Genomic DNA, 26,486 nt, shown 5'->3' with positions numbered 1-26,486 from the left:
AATTCGGTAACTTACGATCATGAAAGAGACCCTGTACAAACCTTTCGAGATCGACGTAAGAGAGATGGAGTCCTTTCCTGTAAAAAAGCGGAAGATCACTTTCTTTGAACTGATCTATGTTGTAGCCGGTAACGGTATACAGTATGTAAATGGTAATCAGTTCTCTTACCGGAAAGGGAATCTTTTTCTGCTGACCCCTCAGGATAGCTACTCATTTGATATCAACGCACCCACCCGGTTCTTCTTTATCCGGTTCAATGAGTATTATGTGCGCGATAAATCGCCGCATGATGCGGAAGCGATCCATTGTATTGAAAGCATTTTACAGAATGCCAGTCACCGGCCGGGATGTATCCTTAAAAACAAAACAGATAAACCTTTGATCGCCTCTCTCGTAGAAAGCATTATTGCAGAGCAGGAGCATCAGCAGATCTATTACGGGCGTATTACGGCGCAGATAGTCAATACCATCATTACGATCGTGGCGAGAAATATTGCGCTGAAATTGCCCAAGAACATCAAGGAGAATACAGGTGAACTGGTGCTGGATATGTTACATTTCATACAACAGCATATTTTCGAACCGGAGATGCTGAGTGCGGAGAAGCTGAGCGCTCATTTTAACATCGCGCTGAACTACCTGGGCAGGTATTTTAAAAAGCAAACAGGGGATACCTTACAGGATTATATCACACACTACAAGGTAAGGCTGATAGAAACAAGATTACTCCATAGTGATATGCGGATCACGGAGATTGCGCATGAACTGAACTTTACGGATGAAAGTCACCTGAACCGGACCTTTAAAAAGATAAAGGGTATGAGTCCGAGTGCGTATAGAAAACAATATGCAGTTCTCAGCTAAAAGTATTGTTGTGCTTATCGCACATCCACAAGAAAGCCAACGTAGTAAATCCGGCTAGGAATTAATACGTTGGCTTTCTTGTTTAGTACAGGAGCGCGTATGTAGGCTTAAAAATAACTCAGCCACTTCTTCGTCGCCTGATTCGCCTGTTTGTATTTACTGAAGCGCAGACAAAGCGGATACAATAAGGCGATCACGACTATCCAAACCAGATATACCACTGGCAATGAAAACCCATAGCCCTGGAGTTTCTCGTTGGAGGTCACCCAGGTGGTCAGGTTCACCATATCTGATGCCGGGTGTCCGGTGAGAACAGCTGCGATAACTGCCAATCCATGTATCAGTGGAATATGCAGGAGGTAGAAGAACATTGGTACTCTGCCGAATACGGTCAGTGCGGCGGTGACCTTATTCAGCGGACGTTCAGCATACGCCAGGAACAGGAGTGAAGGTCCCATCGTCATCAGTACAAAGAGCAGTGATGGCGGATATTTGGTCACATTGACAAAAGAGAAGAGCGTCAGCATCCAGTTCTCCTGCACGGACCAGGGGGAATGATCGCCATAGAAGTTGGTCCAGCGAAGCACAATAAACAATACGATACTGCCGATACCGAGGTTACGCAGGGATTGCTGCCGTTTTTCGGGTGTTACGTCCGGCATATACAGGCTACCCAGGCAATAGCCCAGTGTAATGATGCCTAACCATGGCATTACCGGATAACCAATAATGGGGTTGAAAGGACCGAAGTGTAGTCCGCCGAAGTTCGGTTCATGCAATACAGCCCAACCGAATGCAGCCAGTGTATTACCGGTAACATGCACGTTATCAAACAGATTATGGGCTGCTACCAGCAGTATACCTAGTGGCAGAAGTATTTTACGTGGCAGATGGATTAGCAGAGACAGTGTGATCATACTGATACCGAACGCCCAGATTACCTGTAGTATAAAGGCCGGGTAGTGCGGATTGAAGGTCCAGGCCAGGGTAATAATGAACAACTCCACGATCACCAGCCAGAGGCCTCTTGTCAGCAGAAAGTAAGAAAGCGCTTTCCGTCCGTTTTTCCCGCCGTACAGGCAGGCAGAGATACCTGCCAGCAGCATAAAGGTTGGCGCACAGTAATGTGTGATCCAGCGGGTCAGGAAAATAGGCGCGGTGGTATGCGGCAGGTCGGTTGGATCGTGTAAATAGGAAAATGCATGAAAATAGTCGCGTACGTGATCCAGCGACATGATAATCATGATAATGCCACGCAATAGATCAATCGATTCAATACGGCGGCTTTTGCCGGCCGTCAGGGAAGCTCCCATAGTCTTAGCAGCTGTTTTTAGTGTACAAAATGGTTTGGTGGTTCCGGCTGCTAAGCTACGCTAAATAGAAATGAATATTTTTATCTACATGTAATTACTTACCTCAATGAGGTTCTGGTCCGGATCCCGGAAGTAGATAGAGATGATCTTTCCTGTGGCGCCGGTACGTTCTACCTGACTCTCGATTAAAGGCACATTTCTGGCGTGCAGGATGGCTTCTACCTCATCGATTGGTGTCGTGGTGATAAAACAGAGATCTGCCGAACCAGGTACAGGCGTATTTGCTTTTGGTTCAAACTCATTGCCTGCTTCATGTAAGTTGATCTTCTGAATGCCAAATTTAAGCGCTTTTCTGCCCTGTCCGAATGTCTCGGCCTGCATACCCAGCACGGTCGTGTAAAAGTGAATAGTAGCTGCTATATCCTTTACTGTCAGTACCAGGTGGTCCAGTCTGTCTATTTTCATTGTGCTGCTTTTTGGGTGAAAGAATATTGATCACTGCGACAAAGTAACAACAACTTTATGTTACCTTCAGTATATGAAGGCAGGCATATTTATAAACAGCACTTCTTTACTGGAGAGATCCGTTTTCGAAAGTACGGTGATCTATATTACCGAGTATAACGAAAAGGGAGCAATGGGTTTCATTGTCAACAACCGCTTCCCGCGTAAGCTGAACGAACTGGAAGAGTTCAGTCACGGAAGGGACTTCCCTTTATGGGAAGGCGGACCGGTAGATAAGGAGCACCTTTTCTTCATCCACCAGCGTCCTGACCTGATCAGCGGTGGAGAGCAGGTAGGAGATAATATCTTCCTGGGTGGCGATTTCCAGGCCGCTGTGAAGCATATCAATGATCATACGCTGACTGAACAGGATATCAAGATCTTCATTGGCTATTGTGGCTGGGATGATAAGGAATTAGATGAAGAGATCGATGAAGGCAGCTGGCGTGTCACACAAACCGGCAAGTTGTTTTAGCATATAAAAAAACGCTCTGATCGTATGATCAGAGCGTTTTTATTTACAGTGATGATTACTTTGTTACCACCTCAATTTTCCCCCCGTTTTTGAACAGGTCGTGTGGTACGAAATACCCTTTAATTGGTTTGCCATTCACTTTAATTGCTGTCATCTTTCTGCCTTTGCCCTGGTGGGTAATGGTCAGGATCCTGTTGGTGCTCGTCCTCCATTTCACTTCATCAAACAGCGGTACTGTTACCAGGTATTCCGGATCAGTGGCGGAGAAGGTATACAGACCGGCAGCAGAGAATACATACCATGCTGACATTTCTCCCGCATCATCCATACCGCAAAGCGCGATACCATCATCTCCCACACCATACAGACTATTCAGGATCGTATCAATGATCTTCTGTGACTTCTCCGGCTTGTTGATGAAATAATAAGCAAAAGGCGCTTCGTGGTCAGGCTGATTACCGTGGCAATACTGACCGATCATGGTTTCTACGTTTCTGGCAATATAGTTTGGATTCCATGGCACAGTAAACAGTGAGTCCAGTTTTGATTCGAAAGGTTTCGGACCTCCATATAGCTTGATCAGTCCCGGCATATCATGTGGTGCAAAGAAAGAGACCTGCCATGCGTTTGCTTCCCTGTACATATATTCATAGTAAGGGTACTGCGGATTGAAATTTTTGATCCATTCACCATTTTCCAGTCTGCCTCTCATAAAACGGGTAGAAGGATCAAACATGTTCTTATAGTTCTTTGAACGTGCCATCAGGATACGGTAGTTCGCCGTATCGCCCAGTTTTTTGGCAATCTGTGCCAGGGAATAATCATCATAAGAATATTCCAGTGTCTTGGACACACCTGCTTTTGCTTTTGTTTCAACATGCGGGTTCGCAACATCCGGATCGGAGATATATCCTTTTGCAATGTATTCCTTTACAAAAGGTCTGGCGCCATTTGCTTCATTGGCATTTCTCAGCAAAGTGGCGTAGGTACCCTTTATATCAAAATTATCGATCCCTCTCAGGTAAGCGCCTGCAATAGAAGACGTGCCATGGTCGCCATGGAAGAAGGTGGGGATAAAGCCTGTTTTATCACCTACGTCTTTCATGGATTTGATGACGTCCAGTGTTACCTGCGGAGAGATGAGTCCCAGCAGTACATCCTTATTGCGGTAGGTATCCCAGAGAGATGGTTCTGTATAATAGTTGAAATCCGCTTTTACCACTTTGCCTTTGGCATCTGTAAATTCCCCGTTTATATCGCTGCGTAACGCTGGCCAGAGGAATGACCTGTACAAGCAGGAATAGAACATGGTCCGCTGTTTTTCGGTACCACCTTTTATATCTACGGCAGACAGCAGTTTTTCCCATTTGTCAGTCGCTTCCTGGCGGATATCGTCAAAGGAATGCTGGCCTATTTCCTGTTCCAGGTTTTGTCTGGCGTTTTCTGTGCTGACAAAGGACAAGCCTATTTTCATTTCTACCGGTCCTTTGTTACCATCTGCCAGGTGAACGATGGCATATCCATCATGGGTGCTTTCTGCTTTCTTTTCCAGCTGACCGATCTTGTTATTCAGCACTGCGTAGAAGTAGATATTGCCACCTGCCCGTTGATATCCCTTTACGGCAAAATCTCCTGCCTGTTCGATATGCCATTCGGAGATCCTGTTGTTGGATTTAGCAAGGTCGAAGAGGATCTGTCTGTCGGTCTCATTTTTATATTCATATTTATGAAATCCGCAGCGCAGGGTGGAGGTCAGGCTGACATTCACGTCATAGTCTTCCAGGTACACCTGGTAGTAACCAGGTGACGCACTTTCTTGCTGGTGAGAGAACTTTGACTTAAAAGGCGCTGTTGGATTTGACATCGGCAGTACCGGAATATTACAGAGGTTCCAGTGGCCTTTGTTCGTATGGGTAAAGCTGTAAATGATATTGTCTTCGTATTCATACCCTGCTCCGGAGCCGTATTCCGTCATCGGACTTAACTGCACCATCGCATTCGGGAGGGAGCTGCCAGGGAATGTCAGACCAGCCCATGAACGCCAGCCATCCGGCAGTTTGTAGCCAAGGATCTTTGGGTCTGTCAGGGGTGCTGTACCAATGAATGTATTGACGTATGAAGTATACTTTGGTGGCGCCGCCTGGCTCCAGCCGTTCGTTCGGGCTAATAGGAGTGTCAGTAAAAGAAAACCTGTTCTTTTTGTCATGATAGGATGTTTGTGGAAAATTCAATTAAATGGACCTGTGGCACCAAAATAGGCACCAGGGCAGAGAAATCCTAACTTTTTATGGAAAAACTGGTGGAGGATGGTATAAGCGGCGTAGAAATGTCTATTTCCGGAGGCTAAGGCTCCTGCTTCTGTTGCTTCAGCTGCGCATGCCTTATCCTGCTCAGGGTCTCCCTTGAAACGCCCAGATAGGAGGCCACCATATGCAGGGGTACTCTTCTGAAGATATCCGGAAAGGTGCTGATGAAGTCCTGGTACTTTTCTTCCGACGTATAACTGATGTTCATGAGTATTCTTTCGTAACTGGAATTCAGGGTATTGGAGATCAGCGCATCAAGATAGGTCCTGAACGCGGGTATTGCTTTCATGATCCTGTCCAGACTGTCCTGTGTCCATAAAAGTACCTCTGTAGGCTCCAGGGCTTCGATATTACATTTGGAAGGGATTAGTTTGGAGAAGCTTTCATGGTCGGTCGTCCAGGTGTTTTCCGGGGCGAAGCGCATGATATGTTCCGTACCGTCGTTTTTCAGACAGTAGGTTTTTAATAGTCCTTTTGTGATAAACATTTTATACTGACAGATCTCTCCTTCCTTGAGCAGCAGTTGTCTTCTGCGGTACTTTTTTACAATTGCCAGCGAGCGCATGAGCTGCAGCTCTTCCCTGGTAAAATGTCCCTTTGCGGTGATATATGCTTCGAATGTCTCAAACATTGATAGATACCCTTTCTGATTCCTTTCCTGAAATTAGCGAAGTTCGGTCAAATGACCTCGGAAATTTGTGTCAAATGTCCTTGTTTCAGGGGGGATTTCCGGCGGAATTTTGTGATGAAAATTAAGGTATTCATCAAATCAGCAAACGACTATGAAAGTTTTTGTAACCGGCGCATCAGGATTTATCGGCTCGGCTGTAGTTCAGGAGTTAATCGCAGCAGGTCACCAGGTAACGGGGCTTGCCCGTTCGGAGGCATCTGCGAAGGCATTGGAAGCAGCAGGTGCAGCTGTACATTACGGCTCACTGGAGGACCTTGATAGCTTAAAACAGGGTGCAGCCGCGTCAGATGGCGTCATCCATCTGGCCTTTATTCATGATTTTTCAAAATATAAAGAGAACTGTGAAACCGACCGGCTGGCTATTGAAGCATTGAGTGCAGGCCTGGAAGGTACGGATCGTCCGTTGATCATCACTTCCGGAACGGGTGTAATTGCTCCCGGCCGTCTGGTAACGGAAGCTGATCTGTCGGCTGTCGGTTCTGCTGCTATTCCGCGAGTGGCTTCTGAAGAAGCCGCAGCTGCTGCGGTTGCTAGAGGTGTAAAGGCCTCCATCGTACGCTTGCCGCCTTCTGTACATGGAGATGGGGACCGTGGTTTTATTCCCGGACTGATCGCTATTGCCCGTGAGAAAGGCGTGGCTGCTTATGTGGAAGATGGCGCTAACCGCTGGCCGGCTGTCCACAGACTGGATGCGGCGAAGGTATTCAGACTGGCGCTGGAAAAAGGAAACGGACGTCCTGTATTCCACGCAGTGGGAGATGAAGGGGTATCTGTGAAAGAGTTGGCAGGGGTGATCAGCAGGAAGCTGAGCCTGCCATTGCAATCCGTATCTAAGGATGATGCTGCTGCTCATTTCGGCTGGCTGGGGATGTTTGTATCCCTGAATATCCCGGCTTCTGCGATACAAACAGCTGAATGGCTGGGTTGGAAACCGGAGCACGTCGGACTGGTAGCCGATCTGGAGAACGGCACCTACTTCTAAGATTAAAACAGAAAAGGGATGGCTAACTGATTCCATCAACTATCCGAAGAAAAGGAGGTACTGCTCAATGAGACAGTACCTCTTTTCTGCTTAATATGCTTTGATCACCTGTCCGGTGCCGGCGCCTAATATACTCTTATGATAGGCAGCTACCACTTCTTTCATGGTCACCGGTATATGTCCCGGGAAATAAGGGAAATACCCTGGAGATTCTTCCACAACAGTCGGACTCACGGCATTGATCCTTACCCCATTTTCCAGTTCTATTGCTGCGGCACGCACAAATGATTCTATGGCGCCGTTCATCGCAGCCGGGTTTGCGCCACTCAGTACAGGGTCTTGTGAAAGGACGCCTGAGATCAGCGTAAAAGATCCCTTTGGTTTGATGTAATGTTGCCCGATCAATACCAGGTTGACCTGCCCCATCAACTTGCTGTTGACGCCTATTCTGAATTCTTTATCACCCATTGTTTTCAGCGGACCGAAATGCGCGTCTCCTGCCGTACTTACCAGTGCGTCAAACGGGCCTGTTTGTTTGAAGAGATGTTCTATTGATGCCGGAGAAGTGATATCTGCCTGTAGTACCCCGCTTTTTGATCCTACTCTGATGATTTCATGGTCTTTTTCCAGTGAACTGGCGATGTGTTTGCCGATCGTGCCGGATGCGCCGATAAGGATGATTTTCATTATTATTCTTTTTAAGCTTTTATGATTGAATGGTAATAAGAGATTTTGTGACGGCAATACCGGCCGCTGTACCCATAGAGACGGCGTTCGCTAAGGTCCGTAAGCGGGTCGTATTATCTCCACAGGCAAAAACACCGGGAATCGTCGTTTGTTGTGTGTTATCTGTTATGAGATACCCCTCTGTTGTGCATCCGCAACCCAGCTTTTCCGGTAAAGGACAATGTTGTTCAAAGGGAGCATGTGTATATAACGCCGTGACGGGAGCAGTTGTTCCGTCTTCAAAAACAATATGGCGGATATAACCATCCTCCTGTACCAGTTGGCGGATCGTTTTTTCAACAATGGGAATATGCTGTTCCTGCAGGGTGGCATACTGTTCTGGCGTCAATTTAGCACTTCCATTGGTAAACAACGTTAGATCAGCAGTCCAGTTCCGGATAAGGCGGGAGAACTCAAAACCATAGTCGCTATTTCCCAGAATGCCGGTTTTTTTTTCCTTTACTTCGTAGCCATGACAGAAGGGACAATGTAATACGGAAATACCCCAGCAATCAGATAAACCGGGGATAGCAGGCAGTAAATCGCGGATACCTGTTGCAAAGATCAGTTTGTGTGCATGGAAGTTCTCTCCGGATGCAACACGGATATTGAATCCTGTTTTGGTTTGCACGGCATCAGTGGCCAGGTCGTTCAGGAATTGTACAGTAGGATATTTTGCCAGCTGTTGCCGGGCGATGGCGCTGATGTTGGCAGGTGTTTGTCCGTCCTGCGTCAGGAAGTTGTGGGAGTAAGGCGTTTGTCTGTTGCAAGGCAGGCCGCTGTCGATGAGCAGCACTTTTTTCAATGCTCTGCCTAATGCCATAGCCGCTGCAAGACCGGCATAGCTGCCACCAATAATGATGACGTCTGTCTGCTTTTCATTGCGCATAATGTATTGTTTTTATCAGCTGTTTTCTTTTTTCGCTTTGCGGATGTTGATGATCCGTTCAATCAGGGGTAATCCTGCGAATACCATCCAGGGCACCAGGATGACGGTGAGCAGAAATGTTCTCAGGTATAGTGGCAATAAGGACATGGGTTGCCCGAAGAGATAAAGGAACAAGGTGATGGAGGGATAGATCACTATCCAGATCTTTAGCGAAGCGATCAGTCTGTGTTTTGTCGTCATAGCTGCGTGATTACTTTGTATGATGCAAAAGTAGACCGGTAGCGGCTATCAGGTGTAGGACAAAAATGTAGTTCAATAGGATTTATCTGCAGTTCTGCCGGAAGGCATCCGGGGTATAACCGGTGTGTTTTTTGAAGAAGCGGATAAAATAGGAAACGTCTTCATAACCGAGGTGGAAGGCGATATTGTTGATCTGTTCTGTAGTGGCGTGGAGTTGTCTTCTGGCTTCCAGGATTATATAATCATTGATGACTTCCGAGCAGGTTTTATCCAGTGTTTGTTTGGTGATGGCATTGAGCTGATAGGTGGTCAGGTGCATCATGGCCGCGTATTGTGACACCTGTTTGTATTCGGCGAAATGTGTTTCTACCAGTTCGAGGAAAGTGTCCAGTCGCTCCTGAAAATAGCGGGGTTCGCTGGTGGAGACGGTATGTCGCGGATCTCTTAGTAGTTCGATAAAGAGGAAGGAGAGATTCGCTTTTATCGCTTCCTGGTAACGTTCTTCCTGCAACGTGTATTCATCAGAGATAGCTTGCAGGATGCCAGTTATTTTCTGAGATCTGCGGGCATCGAAAGGATAATGATTAATGCTGCCGGCTTTGCGTAGTAAGCGTCTGGCCTGCTGTTCGTGAGCGGTATAGAAACCTTCGCTGAACTGTATCAGGTAACCACTGCTGTCGGTATGTAAAGTCAGTTCGTGTACCTGTCCCGGACGTACCAGGAAAAGCGTATGTCCTTCAACCGTGTAGGATTGGAAGTCGATATGATGCTGCCCGCTTCCTTTTTTTAGTGCAAGTATATAAAAGAAGTCGTGTCGGTGTAATGCCTCGTGCATCCCTTTTCCGGTCAGCAAGTCCTGTATATGCCGGATGCTGAAGCGATAGGAGTTGTCCTGTTGCTGCTGTGCAGTATGGATATGTCTGATAGGTATGCTGTCCATAGAAGAGGGGAAAAGTGCCTGAATGACTTCCGTCAAAAGTAAGCACTTTTCGCGATTCCCTGTTCTATAGTGCTATTATCAGTAATTAGCTGCGAATTCTTTTGCGAAGCTTTCCAGTTTGATATTGCCTGTTACCGGCGAGCCAGTCTGATTGTAGTCTGTGAAGAGTTTGCCGCTACGGAAACCTGTGCCCATTTCTGTGAACAGCTTGGCTATTTCTTCCGGTAAACCTGCCTGTAACATACCCTGGAGGGATTGTTCGTCGGTGAATTCCACCCATGGTAAGTCCGGTTTGCCGATAGCAGCGCCGAGTACTTTGGAGAAGTCAGCCGGTGTGCGGATATCACTGATCACATAACGTACATTTTTACCTGCAGGAGTGTGTACTAATTCTTCTGCTGCTACTGTGGCGATATCAGCCGGGTGTACGAAAGGCAGGCCAAGGGAGTCAGGATAATTCGCGCCGATGATCCCCATGCCTTTGATCAGTGGTACATCGTTGTAAAAGTTGGTATAGAAAAGACCTGCGCGCAGGAATGTAACAGACGTATTTTCCAGTTGTCTGTATATTTCTTCAATATGGTACAGACTGGCGATAGGACCATTGCCGGTAGCATGATCTGCACCGATGCTGCTGAGCATGACAACACGTGGCACATGTGTTGCACTGATAGCTTCGGCGAAAGCTTTACCGGCATCTATCGTATTTTGGATGACGTTGCTGCCGCCCATTTGGGGAGGCGTCATTGCGAAGAGCGCATCGGCGCCTGTCAGCACGGTTGTAAGAAACGCGGCGTCACTTACGGAGCCGATAGCGGCTTTGGCGCCTACTGCTTCGATGGCTGCTTTTCTGTCTGCGCTGCTGCTGATAACTGTTACTTCATGACCACCTGCGACCAGTTTTTGTGTCAGATATTTGCCGATATTCCCAAGGGAACCTGAAATTGTAATTTTCATTTGTGTGTTTGTTTTTGCTGAAACAAAGGTATTTTTGTACTTACTTTTTGACAAGTACTTACTCCAAAGTATGTATTATGGGAATAGTGAAAACATCATCTACAATTCAGGAGAATAAACAGTTTGCGCTGGATTCATGTCCGGTAACGCATCTGATGGAAAAGATCGGTAGTTACTGGAAACCGATCATTCTCTGGCAACTTTCTACTGGTCATAAACGGTACAGCGAACTGAAACGCGCGATCCCTGCGATCACGGAAAAGATGCTGATCCAGCATCTCAAGCAACTGGAGGGGGACAATCTGCTGATCAGGGAATCAAAGCCGGTGGTGCCGCCTTATGTGACCTATCGGCTGACAAAGGCCGGAGAGGGCTTGTTGCCAGTCATCCATGCGATGGCGGAATGGTCCTTTAGGGACAAGGCAGGTGCTTTTAAATAGTAGCCGATGAAAAACACTTCTTATAACAGCAGGGTTATCAGGGCATCTGCGGAAAAGATCTATCAGGCACTGACTGATCCACAGGCACTGGCCAGCTGGCAGGCGCCTGCAGATATGACGGCCAGCGTTCATGACTTTGATGGCAGGGAAGGAGGCGGTTATACTATGTCGCTTTTCTATGCGGAGACAGACGAAGTCTCCCGGGGGAAAACGGCAGGAAAAGAAGACCGTTTCAGTGCACGTTTTGTAAAGCTGGACCCACCGTATCGTGTGACACAGGCGGTTCGTTTTGATACAGACAACCCTGCGTTTGGAGGTGAGATGATCATGGATGTTACCCTGGAAGAACTGGGAGAGGGGACGAAGGTGAGTTTTTTCTTCAGTGATATTCCGCCGGGTATCCGCCCGGAAGACAATGAAGCCGGTACCGCATCCTCGCTGGAGAAACTGGCAGCATACGTTGAATAACCCATTAAGCACCAAATAAACCCACTACTACAGATATGAAAGCAGCAGTCATTACGCAGGCCGGCGGCCCTGAAGTTTTGCAATGGAAGGAATATGCCGATCCGGTACCAGGAAGAGAGGAAGTGCTGATTGAAGTAAAAGCAGCCGGTATTAACCGCGCAGATGTTGCACAGCGACAAGGTAAATATCCGCCTCCACCGGGCGTGACGGTTGATATTCCCGGACTGGAAGTCGCGGGTATAGTTATCAGCTGCGGAGAAGGCGTTACCCAATGGAAGGAAGGCGACAGGGTTTGTGCTTTGCTGGCAGGTGGCGGTTATGCGGAAAAGGTCGCTGTCCTGGAAGGACAATGCCTGCCGATACCGGATAGGTATAGTTTTGCGGAAGCAGCTGCTTTGCCGGAAGCGATTTATACGGTATGGTCGAATGTGTTCCAGAGAGGCCGTTTGCAGACAGGAGAGACCTTCCTGGTACATGGCGGTTCCAGCGGTATTGGTGTTACGGCTATTCAGCTGGCGCATGCCCTGGGAAACAGGGTGATCGTGACAGTGGGATCGGAGGCGAAAGGCGTTGCCTGTATCGAACTGGGAGCTGACCGTTTTATCAACTATAAAAACAGCGATTTTGAGCAGGAATTAGCTAATGAAAAGGTGGATCTGATACTCGACATGGTGGGAGGAGAATACCTGCCTAAAAACCTCCGTATACTACGGGAAGAGGGACGCCTGGTATACATCAATACGATGGGCGGGAATCGTACGGAACTGGACCTTGGTCTTGTGATGCGTAAACGCCTGACAATCACCGGGAGCACCCTGAGAGGCCGGGAATATGCCTATAAAAAAGCCCTCACAGCAGAGATCCTGCAATATGTATGGCCCCTGCTGAAGGCAGGAAAATTCAAACCGGTCATTTACAATCTTTTCCCATTTGAGGAAGCGGCTGCTGCTCATCGTGTGATGGAGAGCAGTGAGCATATCGGAAAGCTTATTCTGACGGCTTCCTGAGATATCATCAACTTTAAACAAGACGATCTGATCGAAGTATCTGGTGCTGATACAGGTGTAAAACTGTGTCGGCATGAGGCGTGTTTAGTCGTGTCTGCATCAGGGAGATGATTAGTAGATAATTCGTAGATAAGCCGTAGATAACCCGTATATAAGCTATTCTTATAGATACGGGTTATCTATGGGTTATCTACGGCTTATCTACAGCTCATCTATGAATCATCCCATTTATGCAAACGGCATGTCTTAGTCCCGAAAAAAGCTTACAGTTGGCCTATTGAATACAGGTCCCGCTTTACATTGTCATGATTGTTTCAGCATACGCTTTACAGTGAGCCCGTTTGTGATAAGAAATGAATGCTTCCGGTTAGCAGGATGGTCAAAATGATATATCCGCTTATCTGACTGTGGAAGAAATTCAACAAACACGCACTATACAGGGAGTATATAGGGAGTATCTACCTGGTATCTATACCGGAGCTTCCTTATAAAATGGTCAGTTGCTGCAATATCATTGCAGATAGTAATTCTTTTTCGGGGAATACCCGAATGTGTAATAGTCGTCAGGCTTTTTGTGTGATGTGCATCAGAGAGAGCAGGTCATTTACGGTACGTGCATTTGAGGGGAGTATTTCCCGGACGCCTGCAGGAATAGGTCCTGTAAAGTAGATATTTGGTCCTGGTGCAAATTCGCAAAGCTGCTGAGAGAAGGTCAGGAAATCTTTGGAGTTAATAGGGTTGGTCATGCCGGTGACGATCAGGTTGGGTTTACAAATGGTGATCACGCGGTAAAGGCTGTCATGCGGAACGGATTGCCCCAGATAAATGGTACGGTAGCCCCTTGCACGTAATGCGTAATTATAAAATAACAATCCGATTTCATGCAATTCCCCTTCAGGGAGGAATAGCAGTGCCACATCCGCATTGGTCTCAGGATGTTTATTGAGCGCTTCTGTGGCCATAATGATCTTACTTCTGATAAGATTGGAGAAGAAGTGCTCCTGTGCAGGATTGATCGTACCGGCCTGCCACATAATACCGATGCGATGGAAGAAAGGAAAAATGGCAGAAATGATGGTGTCTTCGAACCCCCTTTTCATCATTAGTCCGGAAAAGGTATTATTGAACAGCTGTTCATCCATGTCTATGAGACTGAGTAGCAGATTCTCATCCGTTGAGCCGTTCTGACTGAATAGTCCGACGGAAGCAGCTTTTTCCGCTATTTCCTCGTTATTCATTTCGCTGATAGCGGATATTTTATACCCGTGCTGGTTCAGCAGGCTGATATTCAGGATCTTCTTAAGTTCCTCATTGCCATAATAACGGATATTGGTATCCGTTCTGCCCGGCTTAATGATACCATAGCGTTTTTCCCATATCCTCAGCGTATGCGCTTTGATACCGGACAGTTTTTCCAGATCCTTTATGGAATAGTTCTCAGCTGCCATAATCACCTAATTTCTGAGCGCAATGTAATCATAAATATGTCGTGAGCTTAAACAAAAGGTCTCCTTTTCTCCTGATGCTTCAACAGGGATAGACCGTGTTTTGCCTCCTGTTTTTCGGCATTCCTATCTGAAAATCGTCGCTATTGTACTGTAAATCAGCTTCCGGGGTCTACAATTCCTCCAAATGAAAACACTAACCGCTCTATTTTGTTTAATTTTTTATTTCAAAAGTTAAACAATATATTTGTTTAAGATTTGTATAAAATACTTAAACAAAATATGCCCAGTACTGCTATTGTCATAGGTGGAGGTTTATCGGGACTTTCAGCAGCCATAAGTCTGGCGAAGGAGGGGTATGCCGTGACACTGGTAGAGCGGCATGATCAGACGGGCGGACGGGCAAGGGTGTTTGAAGCAGCGGGATTCAGATTTGATATGGGGCCCAGCTGGTATTGGATGCCAGAAGTGGCGGCGGATTTCTTCCGGCAGCATGGACGTTCGATTGATGATTATATGACGTTGCGGCGGCTGGACCCTTCTTATCAGGTTATTTTCGGAGAGGAGGAACAGGTAAGTCTGCCGTCTTCATTTGCCGCATTACAGGGAGTATTTGAAGGGATCGAACCAGGAGCTGGTGCACAGCTTGCCAGATTTCTGGATGAAGCGGAGTACAAGTATAAGACCGCTATGTCCGCATACGTCAGAAAACCAGGCTTGCATGTGCGTGAATTATGTAACGGAGAAGTAATGCGTTCATTTCTGCGGATGGACATGTTACAGTCTTTCAGCCGGCATGCCCGGAAGTTTTTCAAAGATGAACGGTTGCTGAAAATTATCGAGTTTCCTGTTTTGTTCCTTGGAGCGACGCCTGAGCGGATCCCTGCCATGTACAGCATGATGAACTATGCGGATATGAAACTGGGCACCTGGTATCCGGAAGGAGGAATGCATATGCTGGTGAGTGCTTTTACCAGACTGGCGCGAGAATCGGGCGTAAATATTATGCTGAATACGACCGTGGAAGGGATGGATGTAGCGGGGGATCGTATCACAGGTCTCAGGACCAGTAGGGGAAAACTGACGGCTGATGTAATTGTATCAGGAGCAGATTATCATCATACAGACCAGCAATTGTTACCATCAGGAAAATCGAATTACAGCGTGCAATACTGGGAGAAACGCGTCATGGCGCCGTCCTGTCTTATCTACTACATCGGGGTGCGCAAAAAAATTGGCCGGTTGCAACATCACAATCTTTTCTTTGAAGATGATTTCCGGCAGCATGCAGCCGCTATTTATAACACTCCTGAATGGCCGCAAAAGCCGCTTTTCTATCTCTGCTGTCCTTCAAAAACAGATGATACGGTAGCACCTGCAGGCATGGAGAACCTGTTTTTTCTCATTCCTACGGCGCCTGGTCTGCTGGATACACCGGCAATAAGAGACCAGTATCTGCAATTTGTACTCAGGAAAACGGAAGCTTTCTGCGGAGAAAATATTGCGGATGATATCGTCTACTCCCGCAGTTATGCCTGTACAGATTTTATTGCCGACTATAGCGCATTCAAAGGCAATGCCTATGGTCTTGCCAATACATTGGGGCAGACCGCTTTTCTAAAGCCATCAATCAGACATAAGTCTATCACTAATTTATTTTTTACCGGTCAGCTGACCGTTCCGGGACCAGGCGTGCCACCGGCAATCATTTCCGGACAGGTAGTGGCGGAATATATCTCAAAACAAAAAGTATCTCGTTATGAAAGCGTTATTTGACAGGGTTAGTGCCGCTTGCAGTAAGCTGACGACAAAAGCTTACAGTACATCCTTTTCTCTTGGGATACGATTACTGGCAGGTAAATATCATGCGCCTATATACGGCATTTATGGTTTCGTCCGTTTTGCTGACGAGATCGTAGATTCTTTTCATGCATATCCGAAAGCGGCGTTGCTGGCCGACTTCAGAGAACAGACCTACCGGGCTATAAAAGACGGGATCAGTCTGAATCCTATTTTAAACAGTTTTCAGCATGTCGTTCATCAATATCATATAGAACAGGAACTGATAGATACGTTTCTTGATAGTATGGAGATGGATCTGCATCAGCATTTTTACACGAGAAGCATTTATGAAAAGTATATCCTTGGCTCGGCTGAAGTAGTAGGTTTGATGTGTCTGAAGGTTTTTACAGACGGAAACCATGCATTGTATGAACAGCTGAAGTATCCGGCTATGAAGCTGGGGGCTGCGTTTCAGAAGGTTAATTTTCTGCGGGATGTGAGGACAGATAGTCTGGAACTGGGCAGGCATTACTTCCCGCAGATTAACCTTAATAATTTTTCCTGTCAGGATAAAGCTGCGATCGAAGCGGAAATTGACCGTGATTTCAATGAAGCATTGGAAGGTATAAAGGCATTACCATTGTCTTCGCGGAAGGGCGTCTATCTGGCATATGCATATTACCGGGTGTTATTCAACAAGATCAGAAACCTTCCTCCACAGAGAATTATGACCGAAAGGATCCGTGTTGCCAACAGCCATAAGATCGGTATTATGTTGCAGACAATGCTGTTGCAGCTCAGGTAAGGATCATTATTAACATACGATACAGAACAGGATTATGATATTACTATCTTATATACTGGCAGGACTTGGTGCATTTGTTTTCATGGAAATGGTTGCATGGTTCACGCATAAATACATCATGCATGGGGTACTGTGGTCCCTGCATAAAGATCATCACCGTAAGGATGAAGGACAATTCTTTGAAAAGAATGATTTCTTCTTTGTGATATTTGCGTTACCTGGTATGTTGTTGTTCCTGTTAGGTACTTTGCAGCATTTGCCCTATCTGATCGCGATTGCAACAGGCATCACCTTATATGGCGCTACCTATTTCCTGGTACATGATGTTTTTGTACATCAGCGTTTTCGCTGGCTGAGAAATTCGGATAATATTTATTTACGCGCGCTCAGACGTGCGCATAAAATGCATCATAAACACCTGGGTAAAGAAAAAGGAGAGTGTTTCGGAATGTTGTTTTTCCCGGTACGTTTTCTGAGAGATGCTTTCAATAAAGAAAAAAGTTATTCCTGAGATGTGGTATACTTATCTCACGATCGATCTGGCTTCCATCGCTGTGCCTTTTATTTTCTCGTTTCATCCCAAACTGAGATTTTACAGGCATTGGGGGGCGTTATTACCTGCTCTTTTGATCCCTGGATTATTCTTTATCTGCTGGGATTGCTTTTTTACTGCCAAAGGTGTGTGGGGGTTTAATCCAAAGTATGTATCAGGCGTGTATTTATTCAATCTGCCGTTGGAAGAAATACTGTTTTTCCTGTGTATCCCTTATGCCTGTCTCTTTTCCTATCATAGTATTTTTACACTCTGGCCGAAGCTGCATTTACCTCACAGATTAACAAAGCTTATTTCGTGGGGACTGATAGCGGCTGGTTTGTGTATTGCATACATATACAGTGAAAAGAGCTATACATTTCTAACATTACTATTAATGTCCCTTTTCATTTTTGGTGTGACCATGCTATATAAGAACCAATGGGTAGACCGTTTCTATATATGTTACGCATGCATGTTGCTGCCGTTTCTGATAGTAAATGGTTTGCTGACCGGTTCCTGGATCCAGGAACCGGTTGTCTGGTATAACGCGGCAGAAATTGCCGGTCCGAGACTGCTTACCATTCCGCTGGAAGATATTGCGTATGGTCTGTTACTGATAGGCGTCGAAGTAGCGTTGTATGAATATTTGTTAGCGGGCAAACGGCAGGCGCTTACCTACCGTTCTTTCCAGGAGGGGGGATAAGGAACCTTTTTGGATTATCTTTGTGCGGTATATTATTCTACTCGTTTAACACAAACGGCATGAAACAGGTAAGGCATCAGCGCATAAAGACAATTACCGAATACCACAAATTCATGGGTATTCCCAAACCTGATCATCCCCTGATCAGTGTCATTGACTTTACCTTAATCAAACGTGTGCCGGGAAATCAGCCTGTCAGTCTGTTGCCGGATTTCTACTCCATTGCCCTGAAAAAGAATTTTAATGCCCGTATGAAGTATGGTCAGCAGGAATATGATTTTGATGAAGGGGTGATGACCTTTACAGCCCCTGGTCAGGTGATACGGATCGAGCGGGAAGACGAGGCTGAATTGAAGCATTCAGGCAGATTACTGCTGATCCATCCTGATTTTCTATGGAAAACGGTGCTGGCGAACAAGATCGTGCAGTATGAATACTTCGGTTATGCGGTGCATGAGGCCCTGCATTTGTCTGAAAAAGAAGAGGGGACCGTTATGGGTATCATGCAGCAGATAGAGCAGGAATACCGCTCTAATATCGATAAATTCAGCCAGGACGTCATTATTGCCCAGGTGGAACTGCTGTTAGTCTATGCCGGGCGGTATTATCACCGTCAGTTCCTCACCCGGAAGATCAGCAACCATAAGATACTGGACCGCCTGGAAAGTCTGTTAAACGAGTATTTTAGCAGTCAGGCGATACAACAGTCGGGACTGCCCACTGTACAGTATGTGGCCGATACCCTGCATGTTTCTCCAAATTACCTGAGCGGGCTGCTGAAGATGCTGACAGGACAGAGCACGCAGCAGCACATCCATGATAAACTGATCGAGAAAGCAAAAGAAAAGCTGTCCACGACGGACCTTTCCGTCAGTGAAATAGCCTACGAACTGGGGTTTGAACATTCCCAGTCCTTCAGTAAATTATTCAAGAGCAAAACGAACCTTTCCCCACTTGAATTCCGGCATTCCTTCAATTAGCTAAGAATTGGCTACAACAAAAATAGATTCCACTACACGGGTTTATCCATTCATACGGACTTTTGCATTGTTAAGTTTTCATCCAAAAACGAATCAATTATGAAAGTTGTAGTAACAGGATCGCTGGGAAATATCAGCAAACCACTGACAAAGGAATTAATACAGCAGGGACATCAGGTGACGGTGATCAGCAGTAGTACAGACAGGCAGCAGGAGATTGAGGCATTGGGTGCTGTGGCGGCCATCGGCTCACTGGAAGATGCCAGCTTTCTGACGACTGCATTCACCGGCGCGGACGCAGTATATGCCATGGTGCCACCTAATTTTGCGGCGGAAGTCCCAATTGCCTATTATATCCGTATCGCTGAGAGTTATGCGACCGCCATCCGTAATGCAGGTGTAAAACGTGTGGTACATCTGAGCAGTTATGGGGCACATAGGAGCGAAGGAACAGGCTTTATCCTCGGCTCACATCATTCAGAACGTATATTAAGCCAGTTATCGGATGTAGCGATCACATTCCTGCGGCCTACCTTCTTCTTTTACAATCTTTATGGGTTTATGGACATGATCAGGCACCAGGGCTTTATGGGGTCAAATTATGGTGGGGAAGATAAAATTCTGATGGTTTATCCAACGGATATTGCGGCTGCAGCAACAGAAGAACTGACCAGCAGCGGTAACGGACTGAACGTACGCTATGTAGCAAGTGATGAGCGCAGTTGTAATGAGATCGCGCGTGTGCTGGGTGCTGCTATCGGAAAACCGGAACTGCAATGGCAGCTGTTTACGAAAGAACAGGCAAAAGCTGGTATGGCGAAAGCTGGTCTTCCGCCGCATGTAGTCGATAATCTGGCTGACCTTAACGAGAGCACGCACAATGGCGCTTTACGGGAAGACTTTGATAAACATCCGCCGGCAGTGTGGGGTAAGGTGAAACTGGAGGATTTTGTAAAAGAGCTGGCAGCTGCTTACTAAGCAGCGTTGTTACATGACTGATTCGAATGCGTATTTCGCCATACTCCAGAATTCATCCAGTGCCATGATGCGTGGTTTGAAAAAGGAGATGATATCAGGCCAGTCTTCAGCACGCAGCACGGAAATATTATCCAGCTGTTTACTGATCTTACTGATGTCTCTGCCATATTCATCTGTGGTCTCCGCTTCCCATTGCCAGTTATCTTCACCGAGTGAGGCTGCGAGCATACCTTTATGCAGAAGGAACTGGTTGTAGAATGCTTTATGCAGTGCCGGATCGGTAGGAGAAATAATGATCGCAATACTGGCATTTCTGTTATCAGCATCCATTTTGAAACTGATACCGGAGATGCCGGTTTTGTAATTGGACCAGCTGATGGTCTCTCCATCTGCTGAAAGTATCGGCTTCATGTATTTGCCGAAGCTTGTCCAGAATGCCTGTTTGAGTTTTGAAACTTCCTGTTTAGTGTACATGTATCCGCTTAGCTATATTCACAGCCGCAAAGATAGTTCACTATTGTTGAAAAACGATAAGGGGGATGGAGCGCTATTGTTCTTATAAAGGAGGTCGCAAGGGAGAATATTTGCGAAATGACTCCGGGAATCCTTTATTTTGCCCTCACAGCCAGTTTAACTATGGAACAGGAATTTTTAAAAACAACAAAAGACAGGGAGAAGCATCAGGAAGACAGTCAGCTGTTTGGTACACCGACAGCACAACAGCAACTGCAACAGGGGCTGGAAGACATGTATTTCCTGTTGAGCAGGGAGTATCCTTTTAAGGCGTCGCTGGCATTGGTAGGCAATCGTTATCAGCTGGTAAAACGACAGCAGACGGCTTTGCAGGGGATGGCCTGTTCGGCGATACAACTGGAGACACGAAAGCGGAAAGAGGTGGCTGCTGCTGTGTTGAAAGATAAAGAAGTTTACCTGGATGCGTTTAATGTGTTAATTCTGCTGGAGACGGCATTGTCGGGTAACTATGTTTTCCGTGGACTGGATGGTTGTTTCCGGGATATCTCCTCTGTACATGGGTCTTATCGGAAAGTAGACCAGACAGCGGCAGCGTTGCTACTGGCTGGAAATGCTTTGCGTGAACTGGGAGCAGCAAAGGTGACCTGGGTCTTTGATGCGCCTGTATCCAATAGTGGCAGGATGAAAGGTGTTTGTTATGAGATCGCGGCGCAACATGGTTTTACCTGGGAAGCGATTTTAGAAGTGTCTCCGGATAAGTTCCTGATCGATAGTCAGGCACTGGTATGTAGTTCAGATGCCTGGATCCTGGATGAATGTGCGGCCTGGTTTAACCTGGGTGCTTATGTGATTGAACAGCTGTTGCATGATCAGGTAAATATGGTACAGGCGAAAGCGATTATTTAAAAAACGGTGAACTGGCAGGATCTTCCCGCTGTAACAGCCATTGCGCAGGAATGCTGTCAATTCCTGCAGATAAAACAACAATACTCCCCACTATGGCGGCAATAGTATCTCTGTCACCTAAGCCGGAGACGGCAGTCCATAGTGCGTTTTCATAATCATACAATTTTCTTATACATAATCAGTCACCTGAATTAGTGTTTGCCGGGTTGCTTAAACGCAGCGCCGTAAATACCGGTGGTAAAAAAGGATTTTGCATGTCTTGCCGGGTATAGATCGGGGCTGGACATATCGAAATAGAATTGTTCCTGGTGATACGCACCTTCATAAGGCAAGGAAACATAAGTAGACTGATCGATCTGGAGACGTAGTCTCATGGAGCCAGTTTGACTCCCTTTATATTTTGGCGCCAGGATCATCGCAAATTCGCCGGGACGGATTTTGACCGCAAAGCTACCATTGCCGTCTCCGGACCAATTCCAGCATTCAATCGAGTACCAGCTGGCATAGTCCGATGTGTCTTTGGCCTCCTGAACACCCCACGCGTGACGGTCTTTCCCAAAAAACAGTTTAGGAGTATCTGTTTCATTGACTATATAAACTGGAAAATAGACGCTTGTTTCCACGTAGGGATTGCTGCGATAAAGGATAGAAGTTTTGTAGTCTGCAATTATCTGAAATCCATCTGTGTTGAGCGAATCCCATTTGCCAATTCCGGATTTTTCCAGGAAAAGATCTTCTATACGAGTCATTTCACCTTTATATACTCCATTATCTGCCGGTTTAAGCGTATCGCAGAACTGATATTTGCCCAGATATGGGAAGGAGACAGGTGTGACAGCTTTTGCTTCTATCGGGGTCGCTTTTTCCTGAGCGTTTTGTAACACAACAGGCAGGTGAAATTTTTTCTTTTCTGCCATCTTGGGTGATACCGGCTGAGCGTTGTGACAACTAAACAGCAGCATAGATAAAAGGGCGGAAGCAAGGATCGGTTTAAACATTTTTCAGCGGTTAGGGAAGGTCAAAAGTAAGGAAATCAACTTATTTTTTTTCAAAATGCATTACCTTCGCATTAATCCTATACGAACATGAAAATCATTTACTTATCCCTTCCGGCAATTATCCTCATGGATATTTATGCCTGGACATGGGTTGCAGGTTTGCTAACCGCGCCAAGTGATCTCGCCGTATTCAGCGGTATTGTCAGCATTTTCGTAATTATCATTCTACACTACGCATTTTACAAGTTATTAAAATTCAAATTTTAAGTATGAACCAGAAAAAAATCCGATCGATTGTCCTGTTGGTCATTGTGGTCGTTGTAATCCCTGTATTCTGTAATTTATGTTGCACCAGAATTGATGCCGGTCATGAGGGTATCAGAGTAAAACAATATGGTACTGATAAGGGGGTACAGGATATTTCACTGGTAACAGGACGGGTATGGTACAATCCGTTGACCGAATCCGTGTATGAGTTCCCTATTTTCGTACAGACAGCTGATTACAACCCTTTCACGGTGAATGCGAAGGATGGATCTGTATTTACAGTAGATCCTACCATTACTTTCCGTGTATTGCCAGGTAAAAGCCCTGAGATCTTCAAGAAATACCGTAAGGGTATCGATGAGATCACAAAAACAACGTTATACAACTACGTAAGAGACGCTTTCCGTATACAGTTCAACAAGTATACTACTGATAGCATGATCAGCAGCAGGGAAGGATTTGAGAATGCCGTACAGATACAATTGTCTGAATCCATGAAAAGGGAAGGTTTTGACCTCGAGCAGCTGACCAGTGGTATCGAGTATCCTGAGACGATCACACAGGCGATCGATGCGAAAAACAGGGCGGTACAGCAGGCTATGCAGGTAGAGAATGAGCTCAGAGTGACAGAAGCGAACGCGAAAAAACTGATCATTCAGGCAGAGGCAGAAGCGAAGGCGAATTCGCTCCGTCAGCAGTCTTTGACTCCATTGCTCATCCAGCAGCAATTCATCGAAAAATGGGACGGAAAAACGCCTTTATATGGCAGTTCTCCGACCTTCTTCAAGAATGTGCAGTAATAAACACATCTGAATATAAAAAAAGAGCGTCCGCAGATAGCGGACGCTCTTTTTTTATGCGGTACGTTTTGCTTAAAGTGCAACAATGGTATAACCATCTAATTCATCCAGCTGGATGGTGCTGGTCTGCATCGCATTTACCCAGTCTCTGATAGCATAGGTATCCAGTATGTAGTCATCATGGATCGCATAGGCAAACTTTTTACCATCTGCCTGTACGACCTGCGATAACAGGTAAAGTATACTGTTCTTTGTATCGTAGAACTTTGTCATACTGGCTTCGTCGATCGTTACGATCGATGAAGCGTAGTTAGCGTTTACGTTGAGGAAGTTGTCCTGTTGGTTAGGCGCACCGATGATGACACTGGTGGCAATCACTTTCACCTTGTAGAAAGGCAGTTTGGTCAGTGCTTCCTGTTTCGCAAAGTTCAGTACTTCGTCCAGGTTAACGCCATATGGGAAGGTACGGCGGTTATTGGAGATGGTAAGGTTATCACCGAAACGTGTTCTTAACACTATTTCTATCAGACCATAGGCATTGTGTACACGGTTCCATCTGGCTTCAATACGCGGTTCGCGAAAGTTCGGGTCCATGTATTGGTTGGTCATATACTTGATGATGTTCTGCTTCATGTTTTCCGGTCTGATAAAGTCCCCGATCGGTCTCAGACCATCGTCCACAAAGTCAACGAGTACATGTTTGGTTTTATCGTTCATAGAGGCTGCCCAAGTAGAGAGGTCAATGCTGATATCATCTATTGATTTAGGCACTGTAAAGGTGCTGATGCCGTAGTTACCGCCATAGGTCTTTACTGTTGAACGAAACTCGTTGATGTTATTGGCGAGGGCGATAGTGCTGCCTTTGGAGTTGCCCAGGCCGAATTCGACACCGGCGCTGTTACTGCTTTTCTCTTTAAATGTAAAGGATGCGCTGATGGAGTTATCCATTGAGCTTTCTTCTACCTGTACATTGGATGTAGACAGGAAATTACCTGTAAACAAAGCATTTGCCTTACCCCCGGTTACGATACCGGTGATCACCATGCCGCCATAGTTCTTAACGATCTCACTGGTAGGACTGTTGTACAGTTCGTCGATAAAAGAGGGTCTGATATAGTTGTCCCTGATCTTTTTAATCGTGTTGGTACTCATCAGTAATTCGTGAGAAGCATCTCTTACAGTGACATTCAGTTCTCCCCATACTCTTTTATTGTCTTCAATAAAGTCTGTCGAAAAGGCCTTGTCAAACTTGTGTTTGGTGCCGATCTTAAACAGGCCAAGGTTCAGAGAGAAACCTCCGCTGATCTTCCTTGAATAGTTTGACTTCTGCTGATAGCGGTCGAAATCAGAGAAAGAGAAACGGGTCGCTTCTGAATAACTGAGTTGCTTGGACATGAAGTAATCAGGATTGTCAGCCACCAGGCGGTCAATGTCGATGATAGGGAAACGAACGCCATCGCCCGTGCCGAATTCTCCGTTAGTTACATCATAAGCTCGTCCCAGATAATATCTGAAATCGAGTGTGCCGGGTAGATCGAAAGTCTGCATCGTTCTGCCGGCGGGCTTGTTGGATAGAATAAAGGGTTTTGAAGAAGCTCTTTCGAACAGTACGATTGTGGAATCTTTCGACTGAGGAAGGGATTGATCATTGGAAAGATCGCTCTTTCGGCAGGCAGCCAGCAAGGCGATGCCAAGTACAGTGACAACTAACTTAGTTCTCATAAATTGGATATTGATTATTGGTATTTGGTGTTAAGAGGGAATGGGTTATCAGGGTTTTATTGATGGGCTAAACGATTTATTAAGGACTGCAAAATAGTTAATTTTCCGCAGCTGAGCAACACAATAAATGAGCTTGTTGTTTTTAGCGTGTAACTGTATAAGTAGGGGCTGTACTGCTATATAGCGTACAGCCCTTTACCGTTATTGAGAATATTAAAATGAGGATTAGTTTTTGAACATTGTCACGACCAGTCCCACTTCTTTGTTAAACATTTTTGCCATAGCAGCGATGCTGGTTTCACCAGAGCTGCTGTTGCTCTTGTCCATCTCGAGGGCTTTGGTGCGTACGACCAGTTTCAGGTCTCCCTTTGTATAAAGACGGAACATACCATCTTCTTCACCTTCACTTTCTACTTTAGCAGTAGCTGAATCCTGTTTGAAGCCGGAGCTTTTGATTTCCTGGAGCATCTTCCGCATATTCTCACCCAGTGATACGTACGTTACGCTTTCGTGTGGCGTTACGGTCATGTAAAGATCTTTATGTTCATTCACATAACTGCTCTTGTCATCATCTGCAACGATCCAGCGATAGCTGATCTTATTCAACGTATACAGAATGGTATCGCCGGACATGTCCAGTATTTGAGACATATCTGTCAGGTTGATATTTCTGCTGCTGATACCAGTGAATTCTCTGATCATTTCTTCACCCAGTAATATTTTTACCAGTGAAGGATGTTTGGTGGAATAGATTACTTCCACGTGCTGTCCTTTGCTGGCTGCCTTGTACTGTTCGCTGCTTACTTCTTTCTGCGTACGTACCGGTTTTCCTTTTTTTGTGATGTAGGAAATCGTCAGTTTATAGCTGCTGCTTTTGGAACTGCTTCTGTAATAACCGTCTACGATTGTTGCCGGTACTGTTTCTCCGAACTGTTTCAGTTCTTTGTTTTCCAGTGCGGTATAATGCAGGGAGAAGATGACCATCAGTGCGATAGCGCCTGGTATAAACAGAAAGGTGATCTTGTGATACCAGTATTTTGGTGTGCGGTCCCATTCCTTTATTTCATCAATGTCCTGAAAATCAGCAAATAGCTGTACGAGAAAGAGGAAGCATAATAAACCGCCTGCAATACCCAGAAAAACAGGCATATACAGGTACATGTCGGCAGGCATCCAGTAATAGAATGTCAGGAACGTGATAAGGAGCAGAACGCCCCAGGTAATTCTTCTTTTCATATGTATAGGGTTGTAGTGTACGGTTATAGGGAGTTTCGGTTCTTCAGGATAT

The 26,486-nt window shown here is 45.9% G+C and carries 30 protein-coding genes; 15 read left to right on the top strand and 15 right to left on the bottom strand.

Annotated features, from left to right (window positions below; genetic code table 11):
- The first annotated feature begins 19 nt into the window (after positions 1 to 19).
- The gene (locus tag BMZ72_RS25365) at positions 20 to 865 is read left to right on the top strand and encodes an AraC family transcriptional regulator (RefSeq protein ID WP_089812500.1); all 846 of its coding nucleotides are present in this window, start codon (positions 20 to 22) and stop codon (positions 863 to 865) included.
- 107 nt (positions 866 to 972) lie between these two features.
- Here BMZ72_RS25365 and BMZ72_RS25360 read toward each other — a convergent pair whose 3' ends face one another.
- Together BMZ72_RS25360 and BMZ72_RS25355 are read right to left on the bottom strand one after the other, a co-directional pair.
- Positions 973 to 2,178 (bottom strand): acetyltransferase domain-containing protein, encoded by a 1,206-nt coding sequence (locus tag BMZ72_RS25360; RefSeq protein ID WP_089812499.1) that lies wholly within the window; start codon positions 2,176 to 2,178, stop codon positions 973 to 975.
- Between the two features lie 84 nt (positions 2,179 to 2,262).
- A complete protein-coding gene (locus tag BMZ72_RS25355) occupies positions 2,263 to 2,643 on the bottom strand; it encodes a VOC family protein (RefSeq protein ID WP_089812498.1) in 381 nt (126 codons plus the stop codon).
- A 73-nt stretch (positions 2,644 to 2,716) separates the two neighbouring features.
- Here BMZ72_RS25355 and BMZ72_RS25350 point away from each other — a divergent pair, with 73 nt between their 5' ends.
- Positions 2,717 to 3,157 carry a YqgE/AlgH family protein gene (locus BMZ72_RS25350; RefSeq protein ID WP_089812497.1) on the top strand — a complete coding sequence of 147 codons (441 nt, stop codon included), beginning with the start codon at positions 2,717 to 2,719 and terminating at the stop codon, positions 3,155 to 3,157.
- 55 nt (positions 3,158 to 3,212) lie between these two features.
- Here the strand turns inward: BMZ72_RS25350 and BMZ72_RS25345 are convergent, their stop codons facing one another.
- Complete coding sequence (locus tag BMZ72_RS25345; protein ID WP_089812496.1) at positions 3,213 to 5,363, bottom strand: GH92 family glycosyl hydrolase; 2,151 nt, start codon at positions 5,361 to 5,363, stop codon at positions 3,213 to 3,215.
- Between the two features lie 137 nt (positions 5,364 to 5,500).
- A complete protein-coding gene (locus tag BMZ72_RS25340) occupies positions 5,501 to 6,094 on the bottom strand; it encodes a Crp/Fnr family transcriptional regulator (RefSeq protein WP_089812495.1) in 594 nt (197 codons plus the stop codon).
- Between the two features lie 151 nt (positions 6,095 to 6,245).
- On the opposite strand from BMZ72_RS25340, the gene BMZ72_RS25335 reads away from it, so the two are divergent.
- Complete coding sequence (locus tag BMZ72_RS25335; protein WP_089812494.1) at positions 6,246 to 7,136, top strand: SDR family oxidoreductase; 891 nt, start codon at positions 6,246 to 6,248, stop codon at positions 7,134 to 7,136.
- Between the two features lie 90 nt (positions 7,137 to 7,226).
- On the opposite strand, the gene BMZ72_RS25330 is transcribed toward BMZ72_RS25335, so the two are convergent.
- From BMZ72_RS25330 to BMZ72_RS25310, 5 genes are all read right to left on the bottom strand, one after another.
- The gene (locus BMZ72_RS25330; protein WP_089812493.1) at positions 7,227 to 7,823 is read right to left on the bottom strand and encodes a short chain dehydrogenase; all 597 of its coding nucleotides are present in this window, start codon (positions 7,821 to 7,823) and stop codon (positions 7,227 to 7,229) included.
- A 19-nt stretch (positions 7,824 to 7,842) separates the two neighbouring features.
- On the bottom strand, positions 7,843 to 8,751 hold the full coding sequence (locus BMZ72_RS25325; protein WP_089812492.1) for an NAD(P)/FAD-dependent oxidoreductase: 909 nt from the start codon (positions 8,749 to 8,751) through the stop codon (positions 7,843 to 7,845).
- A 15-nt stretch (positions 8,752 to 8,766) separates the two neighbouring features.
- Positions 8,767 to 8,991, bottom strand: coding sequence for a putative antibiotic biosynthesis monooxygenase (locus tag BMZ72_RS25320; RefSeq protein WP_089812491.1), 225 nt, complete (start codon positions 8,989 to 8,991; stop codon positions 8,767 to 8,769).
- Positions 8,992 to 9,073: 82 nt separating this feature from the next.
- Positions 9,074 to 9,967: a helix-turn-helix domain-containing protein gene (locus BMZ72_RS25315; protein WP_143087786.1), complete on the bottom strand. Its 894-nt coding sequence runs from the start codon at positions 9,965 to 9,967 to the stop codon at positions 9,074 to 9,076.
- Between the two features lie 42 nt (positions 9,968 to 10,009).
- Positions 10,010 to 10,888: an NmrA family NAD(P)-binding protein gene (locus tag BMZ72_RS25310; RefSeq protein WP_089812489.1), complete on the bottom strand. Its 879-nt coding sequence runs from the start codon at positions 10,886 to 10,888 to the stop codon at positions 10,010 to 10,012.
- A gap of 77 nt (positions 10,889 to 10,965) precedes the next feature.
- On the opposite strand from BMZ72_RS25310, the gene BMZ72_RS25305 reads away from it, so the two are divergent.
- The 3 genes from BMZ72_RS25305 to BMZ72_RS25295 are packed head-to-tail and all read left to right on the top strand — an operon-like array spanning position 10,966 to position 12,803.
- Positions 10,966 to 11,328 carry a winged helix-turn-helix transcriptional regulator gene (locus BMZ72_RS25305; protein ID WP_089812488.1) on the top strand — a complete coding sequence of 121 codons (363 nt, stop codon included), beginning with the start codon at positions 10,966 to 10,968 and terminating at the stop codon, positions 11,326 to 11,328.
- Between the two features lie 6 nt (positions 11,329 to 11,334).
- Positions 11,335 to 11,796, top strand: coding sequence for an SRPBCC family protein (locus tag BMZ72_RS25300; RefSeq protein WP_089812487.1), 462 nt, complete (start codon positions 11,335 to 11,337; stop codon positions 11,794 to 11,796).
- A 35-nt stretch (positions 11,797 to 11,831) separates the two neighbouring features.
- Positions 11,832 to 12,803, top strand: a complete 972-nt coding sequence (locus tag BMZ72_RS25295) for an NAD(P)H-quinone oxidoreductase (protein WP_089812486.1) — start codon at positions 11,832 to 11,834, stop codon at positions 12,801 to 12,803.
- 563 nt (positions 12,804 to 13,366) lie between these two features.
- On the opposite strand, the gene BMZ72_RS25290 is transcribed toward BMZ72_RS25295, so the two are convergent.
- A complete protein-coding gene (locus tag BMZ72_RS25290; protein ID WP_089812485.1) occupies positions 13,367 to 14,251 on the bottom strand; it encodes a MerR family transcriptional regulator in 885 nt (294 codons plus the stop codon).
- A 279-nt stretch (positions 14,252 to 14,530) separates the two neighbouring features.
- Between BMZ72_RS25290 and BMZ72_RS25285 the strand changes: the two genes are divergently transcribed.
- From BMZ72_RS25285 to BMZ72_RS25260, 6 genes are all read left to right on the top strand, one after another.
- Positions 14,531 to 16,024 (top strand): phytoene desaturase family protein, encoded by a 1,494-nt coding sequence (locus BMZ72_RS25285; RefSeq protein ID WP_089812484.1) that lies wholly within the window; start codon positions 14,531 to 14,533, stop codon positions 16,022 to 16,024.
- Entirely contained in the window at positions 16,008 to 16,835 is an 828-nt protein-coding gene (locus tag BMZ72_RS25280; protein ID WP_089812483.1) for a phytoene/squalene synthase family protein, read from the top strand. The genes BMZ72_RS25285 and BMZ72_RS25280 overlap by 17 nt, the downstream gene beginning before the upstream one ends.
- A gap of 34 nt (positions 16,836 to 16,869) precedes the next feature.
- Positions 16,870 to 17,346: a sterol desaturase family protein gene (locus BMZ72_RS25275; protein WP_089812482.1), complete on the top strand. Its 477-nt coding sequence runs from the start codon at positions 16,870 to 16,872 to the stop codon at positions 17,344 to 17,346.
- The gene (locus tag BMZ72_RS25270) at positions 17,315 to 18,073 is read left to right on the top strand and encodes a lycopene cyclase domain-containing protein (RefSeq protein ID WP_089812481.1); all 759 of its coding nucleotides are present in this window, start codon (positions 17,315 to 17,317) and stop codon (positions 18,071 to 18,073) included. Before BMZ72_RS25275 ends, BMZ72_RS25270 begins: the two co-directional genes overlap by 32 nt.
- Before the next feature lie 59 nt (positions 18,074 to 18,132).
- The gene (locus tag BMZ72_RS25265) at positions 18,133 to 19,053 is read left to right on the top strand and encodes a helix-turn-helix domain-containing protein (RefSeq protein ID WP_089812480.1); all 921 of its coding nucleotides are present in this window, start codon (positions 18,133 to 18,135) and stop codon (positions 19,051 to 19,053) included.
- A gap of 99 nt (positions 19,054 to 19,152) precedes the next feature.
- Positions 19,153 to 20,031, top strand: a complete 879-nt coding sequence (locus BMZ72_RS25260; RefSeq protein WP_089812479.1) for an NAD(P)H-binding protein — start codon at positions 19,153 to 19,155, stop codon at positions 20,029 to 20,031.
- A 9-nt stretch (positions 20,032 to 20,040) separates the two neighbouring features.
- Here the strand turns inward: BMZ72_RS25260 and BMZ72_RS25255 are convergent, their stop codons facing one another.
- On the bottom strand, positions 20,041 to 20,505 hold the full coding sequence (locus BMZ72_RS25255; RefSeq protein ID WP_089812478.1) for a DUF4268 domain-containing protein: 465 nt from the start codon (positions 20,503 to 20,505) through the stop codon (positions 20,041 to 20,043).
- A 162-nt stretch (positions 20,506 to 20,667) separates the two neighbouring features.
- Between BMZ72_RS25255 and BMZ72_RS25250 the strand changes: the two genes are divergently transcribed.
- The gene (locus BMZ72_RS25250) at positions 20,668 to 21,411 is read left to right on the top strand and encodes a DUF434 domain-containing protein (protein ID WP_089812477.1); all 744 of its coding nucleotides are present in this window, start codon (positions 20,668 to 20,670) and stop codon (positions 21,409 to 21,411) included.
- Here BMZ72_RS25250 and BMZ72_RS37220 read toward each other — a convergent pair.
- The gene (locus tag BMZ72_RS37220) at positions 21,404 to 21,574 is read right to left on the bottom strand and encodes an ADP-ribosylglycohydrolase family protein (protein WP_218155285.1); all 171 of its coding nucleotides are present in this window, start codon (positions 21,572 to 21,574) and stop codon (positions 21,404 to 21,406) included. The two genes, BMZ72_RS25250 and BMZ72_RS37220, sit on opposite strands and share 8 nt — an antisense overlap.
- Positions 21,575 to 21,602: 28 nt before the next feature.
- The gene (locus BMZ72_RS25245; protein ID WP_143087785.1) at positions 21,603 to 22,328 is read right to left on the bottom strand and encodes a hypothetical protein; all 726 of its coding nucleotides are present in this window, start codon (positions 22,326 to 22,328) and stop codon (positions 21,603 to 21,605) included.
- A gap of 168 nt (positions 22,329 to 22,496) precedes the next feature.
- Here BMZ72_RS25245 and BMZ72_RS25240 point away from each other — a divergent pair, with 168 nt between their 5' ends.
- Both BMZ72_RS25240 and BMZ72_RS25235 read left to right on the top strand, forming a co-directional pair.
- Complete coding sequence (locus BMZ72_RS25240) at positions 22,497 to 22,676, top strand: hypothetical protein (protein WP_089812475.1); 180 nt, start codon at positions 22,497 to 22,499, stop codon at positions 22,674 to 22,676.
- A gap of 2 nt (positions 22,677 to 22,678) precedes the next feature.
- Positions 22,679 to 23,476 carry a prohibitin family protein gene (locus BMZ72_RS25235; RefSeq protein ID WP_089812474.1) on the top strand — a complete coding sequence of 266 codons (798 nt, stop codon included), beginning with the start codon at positions 22,679 to 22,681 and terminating at the stop codon, positions 23,474 to 23,476.
- Between the two features lie 72 nt (positions 23,477 to 23,548).
- Here BMZ72_RS25235 and BMZ72_RS25230 read toward each other — a convergent pair whose 3' ends face one another.
- A complete protein-coding gene (locus BMZ72_RS25230; protein WP_089812473.1) occupies positions 23,549 to 25,198 on the bottom strand; it encodes an MAC/perforin domain-containing protein in 1,650 nt (549 codons plus the stop codon).
- A 225-nt stretch (positions 25,199 to 25,423) separates the two neighbouring features.
- Positions 25,424 to 26,434, bottom strand: coding sequence for a DUF3592 domain-containing protein (locus BMZ72_RS25225; protein WP_089812472.1), 1,011 nt, complete (start codon positions 26,432 to 26,434; stop codon positions 25,424 to 25,426).
- Between the last annotated feature and the right edge of the window lie 52 nt (positions 26,435 to 26,486).

Origin of the sequence: Chitinophaga sp. YR627, assembly GCF_900114995.1 — a bacterium.
Classification (GTDB): domain Bacteria; phylum Bacteroidota; class Bacteroidia; order Chitinophagales; family Chitinophagaceae; genus Chitinophaga.
This window is presented reverse-complemented; position numbering and strand designations above follow the sequence as displayed.